A 21,824-nucleotide genomic window follows, 5' to 3' on the forward strand; every position below is an offset into this window, starting at 1 on the left:
TGTTACCCTTTCACTGCGCCGGCGGCGATGCCGCGGACAAAAAGCCGTCCGGAGACGAAGTAGACGAAGAGCGGCACGGCACCCGTGAGGATCGTCGCTGCCATGTTGACGTTGTATTCCTTCACGCCCTGGACCGAGTTGACGATGTTGTTGAGCTGAACCGTCATCGGGTAGTATTCCGGCCGGGTGAACACGACGCCGAACAGGAAGTCGTTCCAGATGCCAGTGACCTGCAGGATCATCGCCACGACGAAGATCGGCAGCGACATCGGCAGCATGATCTTGAAGTAGATGGTCCAGAAGCCCGCACCATCGACGCGTGCCGCCTTGAACAGTTCCTCCGGCAGGCCGGCGAAATAGTTGCGGAAGAGCAGCGTCAGGATCGGCATGCCGAAGATGGTGTGCACGATGATGAGGCCCGTCAGCGTGCCGTAGATGCCCATTTCCCGGAGCACGATGACGATCGGATAGATCATCACCTGATATGGAATGAAGGCGCCGACGATCAGGATGGTGAAGAACAGCTCCGCCCCCTTGAACCGCCAGTTGGCGAGCGCATAGCCGTTGACCGAGGCGATCGCGATCGAGACGATCGTCGAGGGAACGGTGATGCGCACCGAGTTCCAGAAGCCGCGCGAAAGCCCGTCGCAGTTGAGCCCCGTGCAGGCGCTCGCCCAGGCCTTGACCCAGGGTTCGAAGGTGATTTCGACCGGTGGCGCAAAGATGTTGCCAAGCCGGATTTCCGGCATGCCCTTGAGCGAGGTCATCACCATCACATAGAGCGGCAAGAGATAATAGAGCGCCACGACGATCAGGGTGCCGTAGATCATGATATTGCGGCCCGACAGCGCCCGGCGGGGTTTTCGCCCACGTGGCCCGGCAATGACGCGGTCCGTCTGCGCCTTTGGTGCAGCCTCTTCGGCCACAGAATTGAAAGCAACGATATCAGACACGCTTGCGCCCTCCCCCGAATTCCAGATAGGCCCAAGGCACGATGATGATGGCGACGGTGATCAGCATCATGGTCGAGGCGGCAAAGCCCTGACCGAGGTTCTGCGCCTGGAACATGTAGTCGTAGACGTATTTGGCGGGGACTTCCGAGGCGATGCCGGGGCCGCCGCTTGTCTGCGCCACGACCAGGTCGTAGACCTTGACGATGCCGCTGGCGATGATCACCAGCGTCGTGATGAAGACGCCGCGCATCATCGGAATGACGACGAAGATATAGGTCTTCCACATCGGGATGCCGTCGACGCGCGCCGCCTTCCAGATGTCCTCGTCGATGCCGCGAAGGCCCGCGAGCATCAGACACATGACGAGCCCGGTGCCCTGCCAGAGTGCGGCGATCAGAATGCCATAGATGACGATGTCGGCATTATAGAGCGGGTCGAAGGTGAAGGTCTCCCAGCCGAGCGAGCGCACCACCGACTGGATGCCGAATTCCGGATTGAGCAGCCATTGCCAGACCAGCCCCGTCACGATGAAGGACAGGGCGAAGGGATAGAGCATGATGGTGCGGAAAGTGTTTTCGAAACGGATCTTCTGATCCATCAGCGCCGCCAGCACGAAGCCGATGACCAGGCTGAAGATCAGCGAAAAGATGCCGTAGATCGCCAGATTCTGCACCGAGACCAGCCAGCGCGGCGCGTCCCACAGGCGCTCGTACTGATCGAGACCGACGAATGAGAGCCGCGGCAAGAGCTTGGAATTGGTGAAGGAATAGACGACCGTCCAGATCGTGCCACCGAGGAAGATCACCACGGCCGTCAGGATCATCGGGACGGAGGCAATCTTCGCATTCAGGTTCCGCAGCCACTGGTTCGGTCGACCCGAACTCTGTGTGTGACCCGCCATGTTTTGTTCCTCCGGAACTGCATTGGGTTTCGGACGATGAGCAGCACCGCGCGGAGATCGCGCCGGTGTCATGCCTCATCAGGGCGACAACCGCTCCCGAAGCGCCGCGCAAGACTGGCTCGCGCAGGCTATCGGCACGGCCAGACCGCACCGAAAGGGAGGCCTTGGCCGACCCCACCCGTAGGGCGGGATCGGTCAATCAAGGCAGTTGCGGTTACTCCGCGTTCGCGATGATGTCGGCGAAGCGCTTCTGCGCGTCTTCCGGCGTGATCGACGGATTGGCGAAGAATTCGGAGAACAGGTCTTCCTTCTGCTTCTGGCTGTCGGCCGAAAGCAGCTGGTCGGTGCCCTGGATCACGTTGCCCTTGGCAAGGATGTCCAGACCCTTCTTCATGCAGTCGTTGGCGGCAGCCAGATCGACGTCGCCGCGTACCGGCAGCGAGCCCTTCTTGAGGTTGAAGGCGACCTGGGTCTTCGGGTCGAGCAGCGTCGAAGCCAGTGCTTCCTGCGCCTTCGACTTTTCCTCGTCCTTCAGGAGCGGGAAGTAGAAGGCGTCGCCACCGGTGGAAATGATCTCGTTGACGCCGAGACCGGGCAAGCAGGTATAGTCCGTTCCGGCCTTCTGGCCGGCGAGCGCGAATTCGCCCTGCGCCCAGTCACCCATGATCTGGCCGCCGGCCTTGCCGGTGATGACCATGTTGGTCGCCTGGTTCCAGTCCTGAACGTTGGTGCCCTTGGACATGCGGCGGGCGTCGTCTGCAGCCTTGAAGACCTTGGCGATCTCAGGGCCGGCCGCCACTTCCTCGTCCTTGTCGCCGAATACCTTCTGGAAGGTGTCCTTGCCGGCGATCGCCACCATCAAGACGTCGAACGCGCCGGCTGCCTGCCATGGCTGGCCACCGACGGCGAGCGGCACGATGCCTGCCTTTTCGAGCGCCGGCGCAGCCGCAACGAATTCATCCCAGTTCTTCGGCACTTCGACGCCAGCCGTCTTGAAGGCAGCGTTCGAAAGCCACAGCCACTGCCAGGAGTGGATGTTGACCGGTGCGCAATAGATCTTGCCGTCGATGGTGCAGGAATCGAGCAAGCTTGCCGGCTTGACGATCTCCTTCCACTTCTCGCGGGTCGCAACATCGGTCAGGTCGCGCATCAGCCCGGCCTGAACCAGTTCCTCCGCCTGACGGCCATGGTTGAACTGGGTGGCGCCCATCGGGTCGCCGCCGGTGATGCGGCTGATCATGATCGGACGGGCCGTGCCACCGGATCCGGCGATCGCGCCGTCAACCCAGTGATTGCCCGTTGCGTCGAAGGCCTTGGCGAGTTCCGCGACCGCAGCCGCCTCGCCGCCTGACGTCCACCAATGGGTCACTTCAAGATCAGCAGCGCTGGCCGCACCAAGCGGCAGGGCCACGGCAGTCGCGAGCATGGCGGCGAAAGAACGTAGTTTCATGAGTCTCCTCCCTCACTGTAACGTTACCGTAAAAAACTTAGTGCAATCGATTACAGGACGCAACACCCACTACAATCGATTTAATCAGAATCTTAAAAAACACCTATTGCGTGCAGATGGCAGCACACATCCAAAGCGCTTTGCACCCGGCGACGGCCCCTTCGCGTCTCGTTGAAGCTTCATTTATATTGCTGATATTTATAGGTTTTCATCGAGGTCTTTGCGCCGTTGTGGAAATCATCATCTCGCAAGCGCAAAAAACACACGCCCGAAAGCGCGATTCAACCAGACCGCTTCATCTTCCGCAGTGCAGCAACGAAAACGCTCGACATCGCAACTGTATCGTTACAGATTTGAAGCAATTTGATCGATCCGAAGCAGGATAGCCGCTCGCTGCTTTTCGTATATAAGGCGATAAAGTGACGCGGGGTTCCGGCAGTGGACAGGGCTGAACCAACGCGCTTCGCCGCCGGGCGGGCAAAACGGTTGGCGCGCGGGCAGAGAGTGGGCGGGTGACGGCAATGGACAGCAAGACGAAAAACAGACCACAGACGCCGCCGCCGGACGGCGGCCGGCCGACACTGAAGACGATCGCCTTCATGACCGGGCTCGGCATCACCACGGTGTCGCGAGCACTGAAGGACGCACCCGATATCGGTGCAGAGACCAAGGAACGCGTGCGTCTCGTTGCCAAGCAGATCGGCTACCAGCCGAACCGCGCCGGCGTGCGCTTGAGAACCGGCAAGACCAACGTCATCAGCCTGGTGCTCACGCTCGAAGAAGAGATCATGGGCATCACCAGCCCGATGGTCGTCGGTATCACCGAGATCCTCGCCGGCACGCCCTATCATCTGGTTGTCACGCCCTATAGTGCCGTCAAGGACGCACTGGCACCGATCCGCTACATCCTGGACACGGGTGCAGCCGATGGCGTCATCATCTCGCGCACCGAGCCGCACGATCCGCGCGTCGCACTTCTGACTGAGCGCGGCCTGCCCTTCGTGACGCATGGCCGCACCGAGATGGGCATCATCCACCCCTATCATGACTTCGACAACGAGCGCTTTGCCTATGAGGCGGTGCGCAAGCTGGTGGCGCGCGGAAGGCGCAAGCTGGTGCTGCTCGAGCCACCGCCGCACCTCACCTTCTATTCGCACATGCGCGCCGGCTTCGAGCGGGGCCTGCGCGATTTCCAGGCCGATGCGGTTGGCTTCCACCAGACCAACATCGACCATTCGCTGGTCGAGATCCGCGACGCCTTCGAGGTGCTGATGCGCTCCGAGGATGCGCCTGACGGCATCGTCTCGGGCAGCGGCTCCGGCGCAATCGCGCTGATCGCTGGCCTCGAAATGGCCAAGAAGAAGCTCGGCGAAGACTGTGACATGGTCTCGAAGTCCCCGAGCGACTTCCTGCGCTGGCTCCGCCCTGAAGTGATGACCATGTACGAGGACATCCGCGTTGCCGGTCGCGAATTGGCAAAGGCCGTGATCGGCCATATCGACGGCCAGCCGCCGGAAACGCTGCAGAGCCTCAGCCAGCCGGAGTTCCAGCCGCCGATCACACGCGGCCTGCGGGCCTGAGCCGACAACTGAGCACAACGGCCTGAGGCCGACAGCCGATCCCTCAGAGAAGCGCGGCCGCGAAAAGACCTTGCCTCACAAGCTGTCGTCTCATTGTGACCGACTATGCTGGCGGTATCTCAAGACCGTTCGGTAGCGAAATCCAGATGACAGTCTGCGCCTCCGGGGAATGTCGTGACAAATGACCTTTGCCATGGGTATCCTCTACAAGCACGAAGCTGCCCGCCTGAACGTGGCGCACCTCTCCGTCGCTCGTCTCGTACTCCACTGAACCGTCCAGTCGAACCGTGAGCACCGGCTCCGGCACGTTGTGCCAAGCAACCTCGCGCATCCCCGCTGGAATCTGCGTTATGCGCACGCGAGATGCTGGATAACTCCCGGTAACGTCGAACGGAACAGCGGCGGGATGTACTGCCCGCTTCGTTGTTGGCAACTCGACTTCATCAAAATGAGACTCGCCATCCGGGGTAGCATAGATGCGAAGGCACTTCATGCGGCTGGCTCCCTCTCTCCGCCTGACGCGGCGAATGCATACCACGACGAAGCCAACAAACACCACGGTTCAGGCGCGCGAGCGCGGCTACGGCCGATTGCGGGCGGGGAGCGAAAAGGCCTTTGAAGTCTTGCTTGTGACGCAGAAACCTGCGACAGGCCGGGGCAACATTCGGGCGCGACTACGCCCCGCTCCTCCCTTCAGGCTACCGCAGACATGATCCGTATCGAAAATATCAGCAAGCAGCTCAGCCATCGCATCCTCTTCATCGAAGCTTCCGCCGCGCTGAACCGCGGCGAAAAGGTCGGTCTCGTCGGCCCCAATGGCGCCGGCAAGACCTCGCTCTTCCGCATGATCACCGGCGAGGAAGTGCCCGACGAAGGCCAGGTCGCCGTCGATAAGGGCATCACCATCGGCTACTTCAACCAGGACGTCGGCGAAATGGCCGGCGGCAGCGCGGTTGCCGAAGTCATGAACGGCGCCGGGCCGGTGAGCGAAGTCGCCGCCGAGCTGCGCGAGCTCGAAGCCGCCATGGTCGATCCGGACCGCCTTGATGAAATGGACGCGATCATCGAGCGCTACGGCGAGGTGCAAGCGCGCTACGAGGAGCTCGACGGCTACGCATTGGAAGGCCGCGCCCGCGAGGTGCTGGCGGGCTTGAGCTTCAGCCAGGAAATGATGGACGGTGACGTCGGCGCGCTTTCGGGCGGCTGGAAGATGCGCGTCGCACTCGCCCGCATTCTCCTGATGCGCCCGGACGTGATGCTGCTCGACGAGCCGAGCAACCATCTCGATCTCGAAAGCCTGATTTGGCTTGAAGACTTCCTCAAGAACTACGACGGTGCGCTGATGATGACCTCGCACGACCGCGAGTTCATGAACCGCATCATCACCAAGATCATCGAGATCGACGGCGGCTCGCTCAACGCCTACACGGGCGACTACGGCTTCTACGAGCAGCAGCGCGCCCAGAACGAAAAGCAGCAGCAGGCGCAGTTCGAGCGCCAGCAGGCGATGCTCGCCAAGGAGATCAAGTTCATCGAGCGCTTCAAGGCCCGCGCCTCGCACGCCTCCCAGGTGCAGAGCCGGGTGAAGAAGCTCGAAAAGATCGACCGGGTGGAGCCGCCGAAGCGCCGCCAGACGGTCGCCTTCGAATTCCGCCCGGCGCCGCGCTCCGGCGAAGACGTCATCAACATCAAGGGTGTGCACAAGAAATATGGCAGCCGCAGCATCTATGAGGGGCTCGACTTCATGGTGCGGCGGCGCGAGCGCTGGTGCATCATGGGCATCAACGGCGCCGGCAAGTCGACGCTGCTGAAGCTCGTTGCCGGCTCGACCGAACCGGACGAAGGCAATGTCGCGCTCGGCGCCAGCGTCAAGATGGGCTATTTCGCCCAGCACGCGATGGACGTTCTCGACGGCGATCGCACGGTGCTGCAACAGCTTGAAGACACCTTCCCGCAGGCGGGCCAGGCGCCGCTTCGGGCGCTTGCCGGCTGCTTCGGCTTTTCCGGCGACGATGTCGAGAAGAAGTGCCGGGTGCTCTCGGGTGGCGAGAAGGCGCGTCTGGTGATGGCGATCATGCTCTTTGATCCGCCGAACCTGCTGGTCCTCGACGAACCGACCAACCACCTCGACCTCGACACCAAGGAAATGCTGATCAAGGCGTTGGCGGAGTACGAAGGCACCATGCTTTTCGTCTCGCACGACCGCCACTTCCTGGCAGCCCTTTCGAACCGCGTGCTGGAACTGACGCCCGAAGGCATTCACCAGTATGGCGGTGGCTATACGGAATATGTCGCTCGCACCGGCCAGGAAGCGCCGGGCCTCAGAAGCTAGAGAGCATCCGCTCTCCCGCGAGTTGGGCGCTGCGCGCCAGCGCCCAACATTCGCGTTTCCCGCTCACGCTCGGTGAGGATCGGATCAGCAAGCAGGCCTCGGCTCTCGTCGGGGCCCGGCTCTAAATCGGCTCTTAAAAAACTAGGTATTTTTGAAGAGTTGCCGTAGCAACGCTTTAAGATTAGGAGGCCTGCCGCGCGAAATCGATCGGACTTTGGTCCGATAGGCGCAGGTCAAAGGTCCCAATTTCGCCGATACCGCTCACCCGCTACTTCCACGGCCGTTTTGATCACGGCACATCACGGTGGCCCCCAAAGCAAAACGGGGCGACCGGTGGCCGCCCCGCTTCAAACGAACTGTCTCGTCGAACCTTAGCCGTTGAGGCCACTGCCCCACGGGCCATGGTGGCTGTCGGCGCCATCGACGCGGTCGAAGCCGTGGGCGCCGAAGAAGTCGCGCTGCGCCTGGATGACGTTGGCCGTGCCACGGCCGCGGCGGTAGCTGTCGAAATAGCCGAGCGCCGAGGCGAGCGCCGGCACCGGCAGGCCGCCGAGAACGGCAGCCGAGACGACACGGCGCAGCGCCCCGTCGGTTTCCTTGACCATCGCGGCAAAGGCCGGGGTGACGATCAGGTTGGCGGCGTCAGGCGCCTTGGTGAAGGCAGTGGTGATCTCGTCGAGGAACTGCGAGCGGATGATGCAGCCGGCGCGCCAGATCTTGGCAATGGTCGGCATCGGCAGGTTCCAGTTGAACTCTTTCGATGCCGCCGACATGACGGCGAAGCCCTGCGCATAGGCGCCGATCTTGGCGGCAAGCAGCGCGCTTTCGAGATCCTTTATGAAGGCTGCCTTGTCGGCAACCTTGAACTCGCCGACCGCTGGCAGGCCGAGGATCTTTTCAGCCGCTTCGCGCTCGTCCTTCATCGAGGAGATGCTGCGCGCCGCAACCGCCGCCTCGATGCCGGTCGCCGGCACGCCCATGTTCTGCGCCTCGATCACCGACCACTTGCCGGTGCCCTTCTGGCCGGCCTTGTCGAGGATCAGGTCGACGATCGGCTTGCCGGTCAGGGGATCGGCAGCCTTCAGCACCTTTTCGGTGATCTCGATCAGGTAGGAGTTCAGGCGACCCTTGTTCCAGGTGCCGAAGACTTCGCCGATTTCAGTCGCCGACATCTTCAAGCCATCGCGCAGGATGCCGTAGATCTCGGCGATCATCTGCATGTCGGCATATTCGATGCCGTTGTGGATGGTCTTGACGAAGTGGCCGGCGCCGTTTTCGCCGAGCCAGGCGACGCACGGCACGTTGTCGTACTTGGCGGCGATCGAGGTCAGCACGGTCTCGACGCGCTTCCAGGACTCTTCCTTGCCGCCGACCATGATCGACGGACCGTGGCGCGCACCTTCCTCACCACCGGAAACACCCATGCCGATGAAGGTAAGGCCCGAGTCCTTCAGCGCCTCGAAACGGCGCATCGTGTCGCGGAAGTTGGCGTTGCCGGCATCGATCATGATGTCGCCCTTGGAAAGGTAGGGCTTGAGGATTTCCATCTGCTGATCGACCGGCTCGCCGGCCTTGATCATGATGATGATCGGGCGCGGCGGGCGGATGGCAGCGACGAACTCTTCGATCGTATCACAGGGCACGATCTGGCCCTTCAGTTCGCCCGCTTCCGCGTAGAATTTGTGCGTCGCTTCGACGGTGCGGTTGAATACCGCGATCTTGTTGCCTTTTTCAGCGATGTTGAGCGCCAGGTTCGAGCCCATGACGCCGAGACCGATTAGGCCGATTTCCGCCTGTGACACGTGATTGCCTCCATTGGACAGAAGTGCCGGGCGCGATCGGGATAAGCGCGTCAAAGCCGGCCCTTCGAATTGAACTTCGCCGCTCGCGCGGGGCTCTGTCGAAGGCCCTGGCGCGAGAAGCGACGGCGGAGGATGTTTTGGCATTCAAATCGATTAACGACAAGCGATTCCTGACAAAATCACTTCTTTTCAGGCTTGCCGTCGCCATCGTCGAGCACGCGCCACGCAGCCCCTTCGAGGTCCTCGTACTGGCCGCTCTTCAGCGCCCAGAGGAAGGCGACGAGACCGATCCCACCGAGAAACAATGCGATCGGAATGAGATAGATCAGCGTGTTCATCAGGCGCTCCCGAGCGGCCGCAGGCTTGCAGGCGCTTGGCCGTCGCGCGCCTTCTCTGCAACATTGCCGGTGGCAGCGCGCAGGCGCAAGGCGTTGGCAACCACGATCACCGACGAGGTCGACATGGCGACGGCCGCGATCAGCGGCGTCGCATAGCCGAGGATCGCGATCGGCACGGCGATCACGTTGTAGCCGATCGCCAGCGCGAAGTTCTGGCGGATGAGCCGACCGGCCCGGCGCGACGTATCGATCGCCATCGGCACGGCGTTGAGCCCCTGATGCAGGAAGACGAAATCTGCCGCCTGGCGTCCGACATCGGCCGCCGTAGCCGGCGCCATCGAGACGTGGGCCGCGCGCAACGCCGGCGCGTCGTTGATACCGTCGCCGACCATCAGCACGCGGTGCCCGCCTTCGGCTGCAAGAGCACACTCGTCGACCTTGCCACGCGGTGTCAGCTCGGCCTTGAAGCGCTCTATGCCGACCCGGCGGGCAAGGGCCGCCACGACAGGCTCTCGGTCGCCGGAGAGAATACCGGTCGACAGGCCCAGGTGGCCGAGCTCATCGATGCTTTCGCGGGCGAACGGCCGCAAGCGGTCCTCGAAGCGGAAGTGGCCAAGTTCTCGGCCATCGAGCGACAGGATCACCTCCGACTGGCCGCTGGCCTCGCCGGCGTCGCCGCAGGCGAATGCGCGGCTGCCGAGCCTGTAGATTCCCGAGTCTGTGCTCGCTTCGATGCCGGCACCGGGGATTTCGCGGATCTCGCCGGCAATGACCGGGGCAATCTTCGCCGCATCGTGGATGGCCATCGCCAAAGGATGGCGCGAATGCACGGCAAGCCCGGCCGCAGTCGCAAGGGTCGATGGCTGGATCTCCTGACCGTTGACGAGCCGCGGCTCGCCCACAGTCAGCGTGCCGGTCTTGTCGAGCAGAACGGTATCGATCTCGGCGAGCCGCTCCATGGCCGAGCCATCCTTGACCATGACGCCGTTCTGGAAGAGCCTCCCGGCGGCAATGACCTGCACCACCGGCACCGCGAGGCCGAGCGCGCAGGGGCAGGTGATGATCAGGACCGCGACGGCCACCAGCATCGCGTGGTGGAAGTCGCCGTTGACGAACATCCAGCCGATGAAGCTGACCAGTGCCAGCAGGTGCACCGCAGGCGAATAATATTGCGCCGCCCGGTCGGCAATGCGGCGGTAGCGCGCCCTGCCCCCTTCGGCGGCCTCCATCAGCCCCATGATCTCGGCAAGCAGCGAATCGCGTGCTGCAGCCGTCGCCTCGATGGTCAGTGGTCCCGTGAGGTTGAGCGTGCCGGCCTCGACCGTGTCGCCAACCCTGACGGGTGCCGGCGCGCTCTCGCCATTGACGATCGAGCGGTCGAGATCGCTGGCGCCGACGAGAATGAGGCCATCGACGGGAACGCGCTCGCCGGCTGATATCGCCAGTTTTTCGCCCGGCCTGATTTCATCGACGGGGCGATACTCGCGCCCGCCTTCCGCATCGAGCACCATGGCGCCGCGCGGCGAAAGCCTGGCCAAGCTGCTGATCGCCGAGCGCGCGCGTCCGCGCATCATGTGGTCGAGCGTGCGGCCGATCAGCAGGAAGAACAAAAGCATCACCGTGCCGTCGAACCAGGCATGGGTGCCGTGCGTGATCGTCTCATAGAGCGAGATCGAGAAGGAGAGCGTGATCGCGAGCGCGATCGGCACATCCATGTTGGTGCGGCCGTGCTTCAGCGCGTTCCAGGCAGACGCGTAGAAAAAGCGCCCGGCATAGATCAACGTCGGGGCGGCAATGAGCGCCGAGATCCAGTGAAAGAGATCGCGGGTGGCCGCCTCCGCGCCCGACCAGACGGAAACGGACAAGAGCATGATGTTGGCCGAGGCGAAACCTGCCACGGCAACGGCACGCACCAGTTTCTTCAACGTCTGGTCGCCGTCTTCCTCGCCCGGCGCAAAAAGATGTGTCTCGTAGCCGCGAGCGCGGATCGCCCGCGCCAGTTCCCGCGGATCGGTACGGGTCCCATCGAGCTCTTCCTTCCACACGATCGAGACGCGCCGCGACGAGAGGTTCACGCGTGCCCGATCAACCTCCGGACGGGCTTTCAGTGCGCCTTCGAGCGTGGTGATGCAGGCGCCGCAATGCACGCCGGGCACGCTGAGATCGGTCTGGCGCAGTCCCCCGCCGAGCGAGCGGCTCGTCAGCCAAAGCTCTTCCGATGTCGGCAGACCCTGCCCGGCCCTGTCGATCTCCAGAGCCATTTCGGTTCCGGGAGCGCAGCAGCTCATTGCGCTGCTCCCGGCACCATGAAGCGGACCGCCTGGCGGTAGACGACCGTTTCGCCCTTGGTCGCGGTGATATCGGCAATCCACTGGCCGCGCTTCAGCGTCGCCGCGGCAATGAAGACGCCCTCGCCCTGATGCGCCATCTCGACCGTGACGTCCTCATGCTCCTCGACCGGACGCTTCAGAACCGCGACCACCTTGTCGGCGGTCAGTTCCGGCTTGCCCTGTCGCGTCAGCGTGTAGCGCAGCGCCTCGTTCTCGACACTGAGCTTGCCTTCGAGCCCGCTGGCGGCAAAGGCCTTTGCCTCCTTCACCTTGCCATTGAACTGCTGGCTGGCGACATAGGTGTTCTGCACCACGAGCCCGCTCCAGCTATGGCTGGCGTTCCAGGCCATGATCAGGTTGACGGTGATGATGGTGCCGAAGAACAGCACCATGACGCCGAGCATATGCCAGCCGGTGAAGGGCCTCGGTGCTTTTGCCTGTCTCATCGTCATTTCGCGGCTCCCGGGCTGTTGAAGTTGGCCTTGTAGACGTCGCGCTCGTGGCTCGACGGATCCTCGACGATGAGGCTGAAGCCATCGGCCGCTTCGGAAAGCTTGTCCTTTGGCAGCGTCACGAAGACCTTAACCGCCGTCACCTTGTCCGGATCGACCCCGACGGCAAAAGTGCGACCATCGCCCGGCGCATGACCGGCGAGACGCATCGTCGCCGAGGGCATGCCGTCGATCGCGAGCGTGATCGTGCGTTGTTCGGGGATCATGTTCAAGAGCTTGACCATGTAGCCGTTGCGCACCGAACCGTCGGATTCGACGACGAATTGCGGGTTGCGGTCGTGCAGCACGTTGAGCTCCAGCCGGTCACGCGACAGGAGCGCATAGAGCAGCCCGATGCCGACGAGCGTCCAGACGCCGAGATAGACGAGAACGCGCGGACGGAAGACGATCTTCCAGTTGAAGTGGCGTACCTTGTCGGAGAAATTGCCTTCGGCGTCGCGCACGCGACCGGGGTCGATCGCAGCCGTGCCGCCATTGGTGGCAAGCGCCATATTGGCGGCATAGTCGTTCAGCGTCGCATAGGAGATCAGTCCGCGTTCGCGGCCAACCTTGTCCATGACGCTGTTGCAGGCGTCGATGCAGAGCGCGCAGGTGATGCATTCGAGCTGCTGGCCGTCGCGAATGTCGATGCCCATCGGACAGACGACGACGCAGGCGTTGCAATCGACGCAATCGCCCACGGCCTCCCCGGCTGCCACCGCCTTCTTCTGGTGGCGCGAGCGCGGCTCGCCGCGCCAATCGTTGTAGGTGACCACCAGCGAGTTTTCATCGAGCATCGCCGCCTGTATGCGCGGCCATGGGCACATATAGGTGCAGACCTGCTCGCGCATGAGGCCGCCGAAGACATAGGTGGTGGCGGTCAGGATGCCGACGGTCATGTAGGCAACGGTCGGTGCTTCCAGCGAGACGAAGCTTTTGAGCAGCGTTGGTGCATCGGCAAAATAGAAGATCCAGGCACCGCCGGTGGCAATGCCGATCAGGATCCAGATCGTATGCTTCGACACCCGCTTGACGATCTTGTCGAATGTCCAGGGGCCGGCATCGAGCTTCATGCGGGCGTTGCGGTCGCCTTCGATGTAGCGCTCGACCACCAGAAAGAGATCGACCCAGACCGTTTGCGGACAGGTATAGCCACACCAGGCGCGCCCGACGGCCGAGGTCACCAGGAACAGGCCGAAACCCGCCATCACCAACAGGCCGGCGACGAAGAAGAACTCCTGCGGCCAGATCTCGATGAAGAAGAAGTAGAAGCGCCGGGCGGCGAGATCGACGAGCACCGCCTGGTCCGGCGCGTGCTCGCCGCGATCCCAGCGGATCCATGGCGTCAGATAGTAGATGCCGAGCGTCACCAGCATCACCAGCCACTTGAAGCGGCGGAAACTGCCTTCGGCGCGTTTCGGGAAGATCTTCCTGCGTTTTTCGTAAAGCGGCTTGCGCACATGCGCCGCATTGACTGGTTCGGCCTCGTGGCGTTCGACGGAGGCTGGATTTGCGGCGGATTGAGGGCTCATTTGTGGGAAATCCCCGGATATGTCATGCATTGCACCACCTTTTGCCCGATTTGGCCGCCGAAAACGTTGATCTGTGTCAAGTTTGCGGGCTAAAGCGCCTGCATGCGGCGAAACGCCCGGGGGCCGTTGCAGGAAATACCCGGGGCTTCGTACGAAATGCGCAGGCTTTCACGAGAAATGCCCGGGCTTTTCCATCCGATCCGCCCTCGCGGTTCGATACATCACCACATCCAGCAATACCGAAGAGGAACCGCATGGACGCGATCATCGGCTTTCTGAACACGATCTTTTGGGGCTACGTGCTGATCTACGGCCTGCTCGCCGTCGGCATCTACTTCACGCTCCGCCTCGGCTTTCCGCAGATCGTGCATTTTGGCGAGATGTTCCGCGTCTTGAGCAGCGGCGGCTCGAAGGACGCAGCCGGCATCAGCCCGTTCCAGGCGCTGACCGTCAGCCTCGCCTCGCGCGTCGGCACCGGCAACCTCGCCGGTGTCGCGGTCGCACTTTATCTCGGCGGTCCGGGCGCGACCTTCTGGATGTGGATGGTGGCGCTCGTCGGCATGGCGACGGCCTATGCCGAAAGCGCGCTGGCCCAGCTCTACAAGGTCAGGAACGAAGACGGCCAGTATCGCGGCGGTCCGGCCTTCTACATCGCCCGCGGCCTTAACGCGCCCTGGGCGGCAACGATCTTTTCCGTCTGCCTCATCCTCTCCTTCGGTCTCGTCTTCAATGCGGTGCAGGCAAATTCCATCGCCGATGCCGTCCAGGGCGCCTTCGGCGTACCGAAGCTCGTCGTCGGCGTTGCGGTCGCTGCCATCTCCGGCATCGTCATCTTCGGCGGCATCCGCCAGATTGCCCGCGTCGCCGAAATCGTCGTACCCTTCATGGCGATCGCCTATCTCCTGACGGCGATCTATGTGCTCGTCGCCAATGCGGCGATGGTGCCGAGCGTGCTGTGGACCATCGTCTCCAGCGCCTTCGGCCTGCACGAGGCCGTCGGTGGCGTTGCCGGCGGCGTGACCGCGGCGATGATGAACGGCGTCAAGCGCGGCCTGTTCTCCAACGAGGCCGGCATGGGCTCGGCCCCGAACATCGCAGCCGTCGCAACGCCCGTGCCGCATCATCCCTCCGCTCAAGGTTTCGTGCAGTCGCTCGGCGTCTTCATCGACACCATTCTGATCTGCACGGCGACTTCGGTGATGATTCTCATGTCGGGTACGCTCGAGCCCGGCTCCGGCGTCACCGGCACGCAGCTGACCCAGGCGGCGATGAACGTGCATATCGGCTGGGCCGGCAGCTACTTCATCGCGATCGCGATCTTCTTCTTCGCCTTCACCTCGATCATCGGCAACTATTCCTATGCCGAAAACGCGCTCACCTATCTCGGCGGCGCCAACCGGCTCGGCGTGACGATCATGCGTTGCGCCGTGCTCGCCATGGTCGTCTGGGGCGCGTCGGAGAGCATCACCACCGTGTTCGACGCGGCCGACGCCTCCATGGGCCTGATGGCGACGATCAACCTCATTGCCATCGTGCTTCTGTCCGGTACCATTGCCAAGCTGACGAAGGACTATTTCGCCCAGCGCCGGCGGGGTCTCGATCCGGTGTTCCACGCCGCCGACTATCCGGAGCTGCAGGGCCAGATCGACGGCGAAATCTGGTCGCGCGAAGAGGTGATCGGCATGAACAGGAGCGTAAAGGACAAGGCATGGACGGCTCCATCGAGCCCCTGACACCTACAGGGCTGACACTGGCCAAGCGGCGCGGCATCTATCGCGAGCGTGCCGCGCCAGGCGCGCTTGACGGCCATGTCGAATGCCTCTGGAGCCACCAGATGCCGGACGCGCCGCCCGCGCCGATCGCGGTCGTGCCCGACGGTTGCGTCGATATCCTCTGGTCGGATCGCGGTCTCGTGGTTGCCGGTCCTGACCGGGTAGCTGCCTTTCCGGTCATCGCGCCGGGTGCCAAGGTCATCGGCCTGCGCTTTCGCCCGGGCGTCGCCGCGTCGTTTCTGCGCGCGTCGCTTTCGGAAATCACCGGCGAGATCGTCCCGCTCGATACCTTCTGGGGCAAGGCCGCGCGCGAACTGGATGCCAAGCTTCAGGACGCGCCGGATGCGATCCGCACCGCTATCTTGACGGCAGCCGTGCTGGAGCGATCACCAGCCGTCTCCCCGCCTCCTGGCGATGTCGCAGCCGCCCTCGCCCGTCTCCGGCAACGGTATGAACCGTCCGACAACCCCATCCGCGCATTGGCCACCGCCACCGGCACCAGCGAGCGAACGCTGCGCCGCCGCTGCCACGAGCATTTCGGCTATGGTGCCAAGACGCTCGACCGTATCCTGCGTCTGCAACGTTTCCTCAAGGCCTGCCAAAGAGAACCATCCGCCACACTCGGCTTGCTCGCCTTCGATGCCGGTTACGCCGATCAGGCGCATCTTTCGCGCGAGGCCCGGGAACTGACGTCGCTCTCACCCGCCGAAATCCGCCGCCAGCTCTCCGTCGTCCGGCAAGCCGCCTGATTGGCCGTTTCGTTCAAGACCGGTGAGATCAGCCGTGCTACTCCTTCGTTCAGGAGAACAGAGCATGGCAACACTTGAAGCAAAGATCGTTCACACCACGATCAACCGCGACTGGCGCGAGGTCTATGCCTTCATGGCCAGGCCAGAAAACATGCCGCGCTGGGCGTCCGGCCTCTCGTTGGGCCTGACACGCGCGGGCGATCATTGGCTGGCGCCGGGGCCGCTCGGCAACGCCCGCGTGCACTTTGCTCCCGCCAACGACTTCGGCGTCGTCGATCATCTGGTGACGCTCGAAGATGGCACGAAGGTACACAACGCGCTGCGCGTCGTGCCGAACGGCGATGGCGCGGAGGTGATGTTCACGCTTCTGCGGCAGCCCGGCATGAGCGGGGAACAGTTTGCCGGCGACGCCAGCTGGGTGGAGAAGGATCTCGCCACCCTGAAATCGATCATGGAATCGGGAAAAGACAGGTAGGAAAATGGGTAACAAGGGCAACGACAGCCGAATCGACTATGTCGAATTCAACGTCTCGGACATCACTGCCACCAAGGCATTCTACGGCAGCGCCTTCGGCTGGACCTTCACCGACTACGGCCCGGAATATTGCGAATTCCAGGACGGCCGGCTGACCGGCGGCTTTACCACCACCGGTCCGGTTCGAAGCGGCGGCCCGCTGATCATCCTCTATGCCGACAATCTCGAGGACATGCTGGTCCGCGTCGAAAAGGCCGGCGGCAAGATCGTCAAGCCAATCTTCTCCTTCCCCGGCGGTCGCCGCTTCCACTTCGCCGATCCCGATGGATACGAACTGGCGGTCTGGTCCACACAATGACAAACAAGCCCGTCAACGTCCCTGTGGACGGGCTTTTCCGCTTTACGTCGGCTTAATCTCTACACGCCAGAATTGCACGCGAAGAACAAGAAGGGCGCAAGAGCAATGGCCGACACACACGATTTCCTGAAAAACTCCGTCATCATCGGCGCCCATCCCGACGACGAGCTCCTGTGGTTCACCTCGATCCTCAACAAGGTTGATCAGGTCATCATCCTTTACCGCGACATCTGGTCGGAGCCGCAGATGGGCGATGCGCGCGCTGCCGCGATCAAGGCCTATCCGCGCGGCAACGTGCGTTTCCTGGAGATGGAGGAAACCGGCTCGTTCGACTGCGCCGACTGGAGCAACCCGAAGCCCGGCCCCTTCGGCATGGAGTTCGGCACCGAAGGTACGCGCCGCGAAGCCAAGCGCATCGTCAAGAAGTCGCTGTCGCAGATCATGCCCGGCAACTTCCGCCATTCGAACCGGCCGATCGCCCAGGCCTATCGCGACAACTACGAGACGCTCTACCGAACGCTGCGGCCGCTGCTCAAACCCGACATGAACGTCTTCACCCACAATCCCTGGGGCGAATACGGCCATGAGGACCATGTGCAGGTCTTCCGTGTGCTCGACCGGCTGCGCCACGAGATCGGCTTCAAGCTGTGGATGTCCAACTACTGCACCGAGCGCTCGATGCCGCTTGCCATGCAGTATTTCAGCCGCAAGCCGACCGACTATATCCGCCTGCCCGCTGACAAGGCCTTCGCCGAACAGGTCGCCTCCGTCTATCGCGAACACGGCTGCTGGACCTGGCGCGACGACTGGATCTGGTTCGACGACGAATGCTTCATGGAAGCACCGCGCAGTAAGCCGGAAGGCGGCGGATTTCATCTGCTGCCGATGAACTTCTTCAACTTCGGCACCGTGGTCAAGAAGCCGGTCAACACCTCGCTGCTTCTCGGCACGGCGCTTTCGAGCGTCGTCGTCGGCGCGACGATCGCGGCGGCACTGGAATGAGAAAGGCCGCGTCTTTCGACGCGGCCCTCAGCCCTCACCGCCCTGCGCCTTTCGGCTCGCCCCTCACTGGCTGCCGGACATGTCTCCCCGCACGCGGGGAGAGAAACGCTGGGCGCGCCCTCGAACGCGAACCGCAGCATTTCTAAACCGCAGCGTTCCATGACCCGGCCGCAGTGTCCGAGCTTGGCGACACGCCGAGATGAGCAAAGCCGGTGCGGCTGGCTCGGTTCTCCCCGTCATGACGGGGAGAAGGTTCCGGCAGGCGGATGAAGGGCAAGCGCTAGAGCTCGGTCGCAAGCCCTCACTCACCGCCGCCCAACGAATGCACGAAGACGGCAAGCTGCTTGACCGTGGTGTCGCCGAGGCGTGGAAGCCAGGCGGGCATGACACCGTGCTTCGGCGCCCTCATCTGGGCGATGATCGCCTGCTCGCCCTCGCCGTTCAGCCACAGGGCGTCGGCCAGGTTCGGGGCGCCGAACTCGCGGTTGCCCTTGGCGTCGGGGCCGTGGCACGAGGCGCAGTTGGCGGCGAACAGGGCCTTGCCCGGCTCGACCATCGAGACGTCCGACGGCGTACCGGTGAGGCTGACGACGTAGGCGGCCGTCTGCTTGATCTCTTCGGGCTTCAGGATTTCGGTAAAGGCCGGCATTTCCGAAACGCGGGTCTCGCCGTCACCGTTGTAACGAATGCCGTGGGCGATCGTCTGGTAGATCTCCTCGGGCTTGCCGCCCCAGAGCCAGTCGTCGTCGTTGAGGTTCGGGAAGCCGGCAGAACCGGCCGCACCCGAGCCGTGGCACTGGGCACAGTTGACCTTGAAGGCCGAGGCGCCGCCGGAAACGGCGAACTGCTGCAGCTGCGGATCGGCAATGATCTGCTCGATCGAGCTCTCGGCGATCTTTTCGAGATTGCCGGCCTGTGCCGCCTTGGCGCTTGCGAGTTCCGCACTCACCTCGGCGCGGCTCGAATAGCCGAGCACGCCCTTGGTCGCGTCCGTCAGCAGCGGCACCGCCGGATAGACGATCATGTAGCCAATCGCCCAGACGATGGTCGCGTAGAAGGTATAGACCCACCAGCGCGGCATCGGGTTGTTGAGCTCGCGGATACCGTCCCATTCGTGGCCGGTGGTCTCGACGCCGCTGATTTCGTCGACGTGTTTGTCCGCCATTCTATTAATCCTCCTTCAGGGGGATGGCTGCGGCATCATCGGCGGCCTTCTTGGCGCCGGGCCGGAAGATGAAACCGACGACGCCCAGGAAGAAGAGCGTCATGGCAAGGAGCGCCCAGCTATCGGCGAACTGGCGCATGGCCGTGTAGGTTTCCATGTGCGTTTCTCCTCAGCGATAGCCTGTCGTGTCGTCGTAGGTGGAGAAGTCGACCAGCGTGCCAAGCATCTGCAGATAGGCGATAAGCGCGTCCATCTCCGTCAGCTTCTGCGGGTTGCCGTCGAAGTCGCCGAGCTTGGCCTTCGGATAGCGCGCCTCGACGCCGGACGTGTCCGCGTTGGGATCGGCCTGCGCCTTGATGTCGGCGAGCGCGCTGTCGATCATCTCGTCCGTATAGGGAACGCCGACCGCCTTGTTCGCCTTCAGGTTGGCAGCGATGTTGTTCACGTCGAGCGTCGTGTCCTTGAGGAAGGCGTAGCTCGGCATGACCGATTCCGGCACGACCGAGCGCGGCTCGATCATGTGCTGCACGTGCCACTCGTTGGAGTAACGGTCGCCGACGCGGGCGAGATCCGGCCCGGTGCGCTTGGAGCCCCACTGGAACGGATGGTCGTACATGGATTCTGCCGCCAGCGAGTAGTGGCCGTAGCGCTCCACTTCGTCGCGGAACGGACGGATCATCTGGCTGTGACAGACGTAGCAGCCTTCACGGACATAGATGTCGCGACCGGCAAGTTCCAGCGGCGAATAGGGCCGCATGCCTTCCACCTTCTCGATGGTGTTTTCGAGATAGAAGAGCGGCGCGATTTCCACGATGCCGCCGATGGAGACGACGAGCAGCGAGCCGACGAGCAGCAGCGTCGCGTTGCGTTCAAGGGTCGCGTGTTTGTCGAGAATGGACATGGTCTATGCCCTCCTATTCCGCAGCTTTCAGCGCGGGCTGAGCAGCACCGAAAATCGGAGCTTCGTCGCGCACGCGGCCGAGGATGGTCATTGTTACGTTGAAGGCCATGAGCAGAGCCCCGGCGAGGAACAGTGCGCCGCCAAGAGCACGTAGCACGTAGTAGGGAACCATGGCCGCGACCGATTCCGCGAAGGAATAGACGAGGAAGCCCTGGTCGTCGTACTCGCGCCACATCAGGCCCTGCTGGATGCCGGCGACCCACATGACCGCCGCGTAGACGACGATGCCGAGCGTGGCGAGCCAGAAGTGCCAGTTGACCATGCGCACGCTGTAGAGGCGCTCGCGGTTCCACAGCTTCGGAACGAGATAGTAGATCGCACCGAAGGTGATGAGGCCGTTCCAGCCGAGCGCGCCGGAATGCACGTGGCCGATCGTCCAGTCGGTGTAGTGGCTGAGCGAGTTGACCGTCTTGATCGACATCATCGGACCTTCGAAGGTCGCCATGCCGTAGAAGGCAACCGCCATCACCATCATGCGGATGATCGGATCGGTACGGATCTTGTCCCAGGCGCCGGACAGCGTCATCAGGCCGTTGATCATGCCGCCCCAGGAGGGCATCCACAGCATGACCGAGAACACCATGCCGAGCGTCTGCGCCCAGTCGGGCAGCGCCGTATAATGCAGGTGGTGCGGGCCCGCCCAGATATACATGAAGATCAGCGACCAGAAGTGGATGATCGACAGACGGTAGGAATAGACGGGGCGGTTCGCCTGCTTCGGGATGAAGTAATACATCATGCCGAGGAAGCCCGCCGTCAGGAAGAAGCCAACGGCGTTATGCCCGTACCACCATTGCGTCAGCGCATCCTGCACCCCGGAGAAAGCCGAATAGCTCTTCGAGCCGAGGAAGGACACCGGTACCGCCAGGTTGTTGACGATGTGCAGCATCGCGATCGTGACGATGAAGGCGAGGTAAAACCAGTTGGCCACATAGATATGCGGCTCCTTGCGCGTCAGAAGCGTGCCGAGGAAGGCGATGAGATAGGCAACCCAGACGATCGTCAGCCAGAGGTCGACGTACCATTCCGGCTCCGCATATTCCTTCGACTGGGTGATGCCCAGGAGATAGCCGGTGGCGGCCATGACGATGAACAGCTGGTAGCCCCAGAACACGAACCAGCCGAGATTGCCACCGAAAAGGCGCGCGCGGCTGGTGCGCTGGACGATATAGAACGAAGTCGCAATGAGCGCGTTGCCGCCGAAGGCGAAGATCACTGCCGAGGTGTGAAGCGGCCGCATGCGGCCGAAGTTGAACCAGGGCTCGATGTTGAGGTCCGGAAAGGCGAGCTGGAGCGCAACCACGACGCCCACGAGAAAGCCGACGACGCCCCAGAAGACGGTGGCGATCACGCCATACTTGACCACGTCGTCGAAATATTCCGACTGCGGCGGTGGTGGTGGCGCCCTGCCTGCGGAAACCGGGCTGAACTCGATGCGTCGCATCAGCACGATGGTGCCGGCAAGAAGCACGAAGAACAGCACCCACATATGGGCTTCAAAGTGCCGGTCCTGGGCAAACCCGGCGCCGACAAGCGCCAGGAAAGCACCGACCCCGAGCAGGATCATCTCGAATGTGTATTTCATGGTTGGGTCCCCAACTTGGTCCGATCGCACGCGGAGACACGCCCCGGA

Annotated in this window: 20 protein-coding genes; 7 read left to right on the plus strand and 13 right to left on the minus strand. The window is 62.9% G+C overall.

Going from position 1 to position 21,824, the window contains the following annotated elements; genetic code table 11:
• Positions 1–2: 2 nt before the first annotated feature.
• The 3 genes from PWG15_RS09040 to PWG15_RS09050 all read right to left on the minus strand — a co-directional run bounded on the left by PWG15_RS09040 (position 3) and on the right by PWG15_RS09050 (position 3,304).
• Entirely contained in the window at positions 3–953 is a 951-nt protein-coding gene (locus PWG15_RS09040; RefSeq protein ID WP_275024079.1) for a carbohydrate ABC transporter permease, read from the minus strand.
• On the minus strand, positions 946–1,854 hold the full coding sequence (locus PWG15_RS09045; protein WP_275024081.1) for a carbohydrate ABC transporter permease: 909 nt from the start codon (positions 1,852–1,854) through the stop codon (positions 946–948). Before PWG15_RS09045 ends, PWG15_RS09040 begins: the two co-directional genes overlap by 8 nt.
• A 214-nt stretch (positions 1,855–2,068) precedes the next feature.
• Positions 2,069–3,304, minus strand: coding sequence for an ABC transporter substrate-binding protein (locus tag PWG15_RS09050; protein ID WP_275024082.1), 1,236 nt, complete (start codon positions 3,302–3,304; stop codon positions 2,069–2,071).
• A 521-nt stretch (positions 3,305–3,825) separates the two neighbouring features.
• On the opposite strand from PWG15_RS09050, the gene PWG15_RS09055 reads away from it, so the two are divergent.
• Positions 3,826–4,884, plus strand: coding sequence for a LacI family transcriptional regulator (locus PWG15_RS09055; protein ID WP_275024084.1), 1,059 nt, complete (start codon positions 3,826–3,828; stop codon positions 4,882–4,884).
• A gap of 103 nt (positions 4,885–4,987) precedes the next feature.
• On the opposite strand, the gene PWG15_RS09060 is transcribed toward PWG15_RS09055, so the two are convergent.
• Positions 4,988–5,377 (minus strand): cupin domain-containing protein, encoded by a 390-nt coding sequence (locus tag PWG15_RS09060; RefSeq protein ID WP_275024085.1) that lies wholly within the window; start codon positions 5,375–5,377, stop codon positions 4,988–4,990.
• A 216-nt stretch (positions 5,378–5,593) separates the two neighbouring features.
• Between PWG15_RS09060 and PWG15_RS09065 the strand changes: the two genes are divergently transcribed.
• Positions 5,594–7,216 (plus strand): ABC-F family ATP-binding cassette domain-containing protein, encoded by a 1,623-nt coding sequence (locus tag PWG15_RS09065; RefSeq protein ID WP_275024086.1) that lies wholly within the window; start codon positions 5,594–5,596, stop codon positions 7,214–7,216.
• A gap of 371 nt (positions 7,217–7,587) precedes the next feature.
• On the opposite strand, the gene gndA is transcribed toward PWG15_RS09065, so the two are convergent.
• From gndA to ccoG, 5 genes are all read right to left on the minus strand, one after another.
• Positions 7,588–9,018 carry an NADP-dependent phosphogluconate dehydrogenase gene (gndA, locus tag PWG15_RS09070; RefSeq protein WP_275024087.1) on the minus strand — a complete coding sequence of 477 codons (1,431 nt, stop codon included), beginning with the start codon at positions 9,016–9,018 and terminating at the stop codon, positions 7,588–7,590.
• 179 nt (positions 9,019–9,197) lie between these two features.
• Complete coding sequence (gene ccoS, locus PWG15_RS09075) at positions 9,198–9,356, minus strand: cbb3-type cytochrome oxidase assembly protein CcoS (RefSeq protein WP_275024088.1); 159 nt, start codon at positions 9,354–9,356, stop codon at positions 9,198–9,200.
• On the minus strand, positions 9,356–11,644 hold the full coding sequence (locus PWG15_RS09080) for a cation-translocating P-type ATPase (protein ID WP_275024089.1): 2,289 nt from the start codon (positions 11,642–11,644) through the stop codon (positions 9,356–9,358). The genes ccoS and PWG15_RS09080 overlap by 1 nt, the downstream gene beginning before the upstream one ends.
• Positions 11,641–12,138, minus strand: coding sequence for a FixH family protein (locus tag PWG15_RS09085; RefSeq protein WP_275024091.1), 498 nt, complete (start codon positions 12,136–12,138; stop codon positions 11,641–11,643). Before PWG15_RS09085 ends, PWG15_RS09080 begins: the two co-directional genes overlap by 4 nt.
• The gene (gene ccoG, locus PWG15_RS09090) at positions 12,135–13,709 is read right to left on the minus strand and encodes a cytochrome c oxidase accessory protein CcoG (RefSeq protein ID WP_275024093.1); all 1,575 of its coding nucleotides are present in this window, start codon (positions 13,707–13,709) and stop codon (positions 12,135–12,137) included. Before ccoG ends, PWG15_RS09085 begins: the two co-directional genes overlap by 4 nt.
• A gap of 254 nt (positions 13,710–13,963) precedes the next feature.
• On the opposite strand from ccoG, the gene PWG15_RS09095 reads away from it, so the two are divergent.
• The 5 genes from PWG15_RS09095 to PWG15_RS09115 all read left to right on the plus strand — a co-directional run bounded on the left by PWG15_RS09095 (position 13,964) and on the right by PWG15_RS09115 (position 18,065).
• Positions 13,964–15,442 carry an alanine/glycine:cation symporter family protein gene (locus PWG15_RS09095; protein WP_275024094.1) on the plus strand — a complete coding sequence of 493 codons (1,479 nt, stop codon included), beginning with the start codon at positions 13,964–13,966 and terminating at the stop codon, positions 15,440–15,442.
• A complete protein-coding gene (locus PWG15_RS09100; protein ID WP_275024096.1) occupies positions 15,418–16,230 on the plus strand; it encodes a helix-turn-helix domain-containing protein in 813 nt (270 codons plus the stop codon). The genes PWG15_RS09095 and PWG15_RS09100 overlap by 25 nt, the downstream gene beginning before the upstream one ends.
• A gap of 64 nt (positions 16,231–16,294) precedes the next feature.
• The gene (locus PWG15_RS09105) at positions 16,295–16,705 is read left to right on the plus strand and encodes an SRPBCC family protein (RefSeq protein WP_275024097.1); all 411 of its coding nucleotides are present in this window, start codon (positions 16,295–16,297) and stop codon (positions 16,703–16,705) included.
• A 4-nt stretch (positions 16,706–16,709) separates the two neighbouring features.
• Positions 16,710–17,063, plus strand: a complete 354-nt coding sequence (locus tag PWG15_RS09110; RefSeq protein WP_275024098.1) for a VOC family protein — start codon at positions 16,710–16,712, stop codon at positions 17,061–17,063.
• Between the two features lie 105 nt (positions 17,064–17,168).
• Complete coding sequence (locus tag PWG15_RS09115) at positions 17,169–18,065, plus strand: PIG-L family deacetylase (RefSeq protein ID WP_275024099.1); 897 nt, start codon at positions 17,169–17,171, stop codon at positions 18,063–18,065.
• A 301-nt stretch (positions 18,066–18,366) separates the two neighbouring features.
• Here PWG15_RS09115 and ccoP read toward each other — a convergent pair whose 3' ends face one another.
• From ccoP to ccoN, 4 genes are read right to left on the minus strand one after another with little or no spacing between them, the layout of a single operon-like run.
• Positions 18,367–19,230 (minus strand): cytochrome-c oxidase, cbb3-type subunit III, encoded by an 864-nt coding sequence (ccoP, locus tag PWG15_RS09120; RefSeq protein WP_275024100.1) that lies wholly within the window; start codon positions 19,228–19,230, stop codon positions 18,367–18,369.
• A gap of 4 nt (positions 19,231–19,234) precedes the next feature.
• A complete protein-coding gene (locus PWG15_RS09125; RefSeq protein ID WP_057254226.1) occupies positions 19,235–19,387 on the minus strand; it encodes a CcoQ/FixQ family Cbb3-type cytochrome c oxidase assembly chaperone in 153 nt (50 codons plus the stop codon).
• A gap of 12 nt (positions 19,388–19,399) precedes the next feature.
• Positions 19,400–20,131, minus strand: a complete 732-nt coding sequence (gene ccoO / locus PWG15_RS09130) for a cytochrome-c oxidase, cbb3-type subunit II (RefSeq protein WP_275024103.1) — start codon at positions 20,129–20,131, stop codon at positions 19,400–19,402.
• A 13-nt stretch (positions 20,132–20,144) separates the two neighbouring features.
• The gene (gene ccoN, locus PWG15_RS09135; RefSeq protein ID WP_275024105.1) at positions 20,145–21,776 is read right to left on the minus strand and encodes a cytochrome-c oxidase, cbb3-type subunit I; all 1,632 of its coding nucleotides are present in this window, start codon (positions 21,774–21,776) and stop codon (positions 20,145–20,147) included.
• Between the last annotated feature and the right edge of the window lie 48 nt (positions 21,777–21,824).

Source organism: Ensifer adhaerens (genome assembly GCF_028993555.1).
GTDB lineage: Bacteria > Pseudomonadota > Alphaproteobacteria > Rhizobiales > Rhizobiaceae > Ensifer > Ensifer adhaerens_I.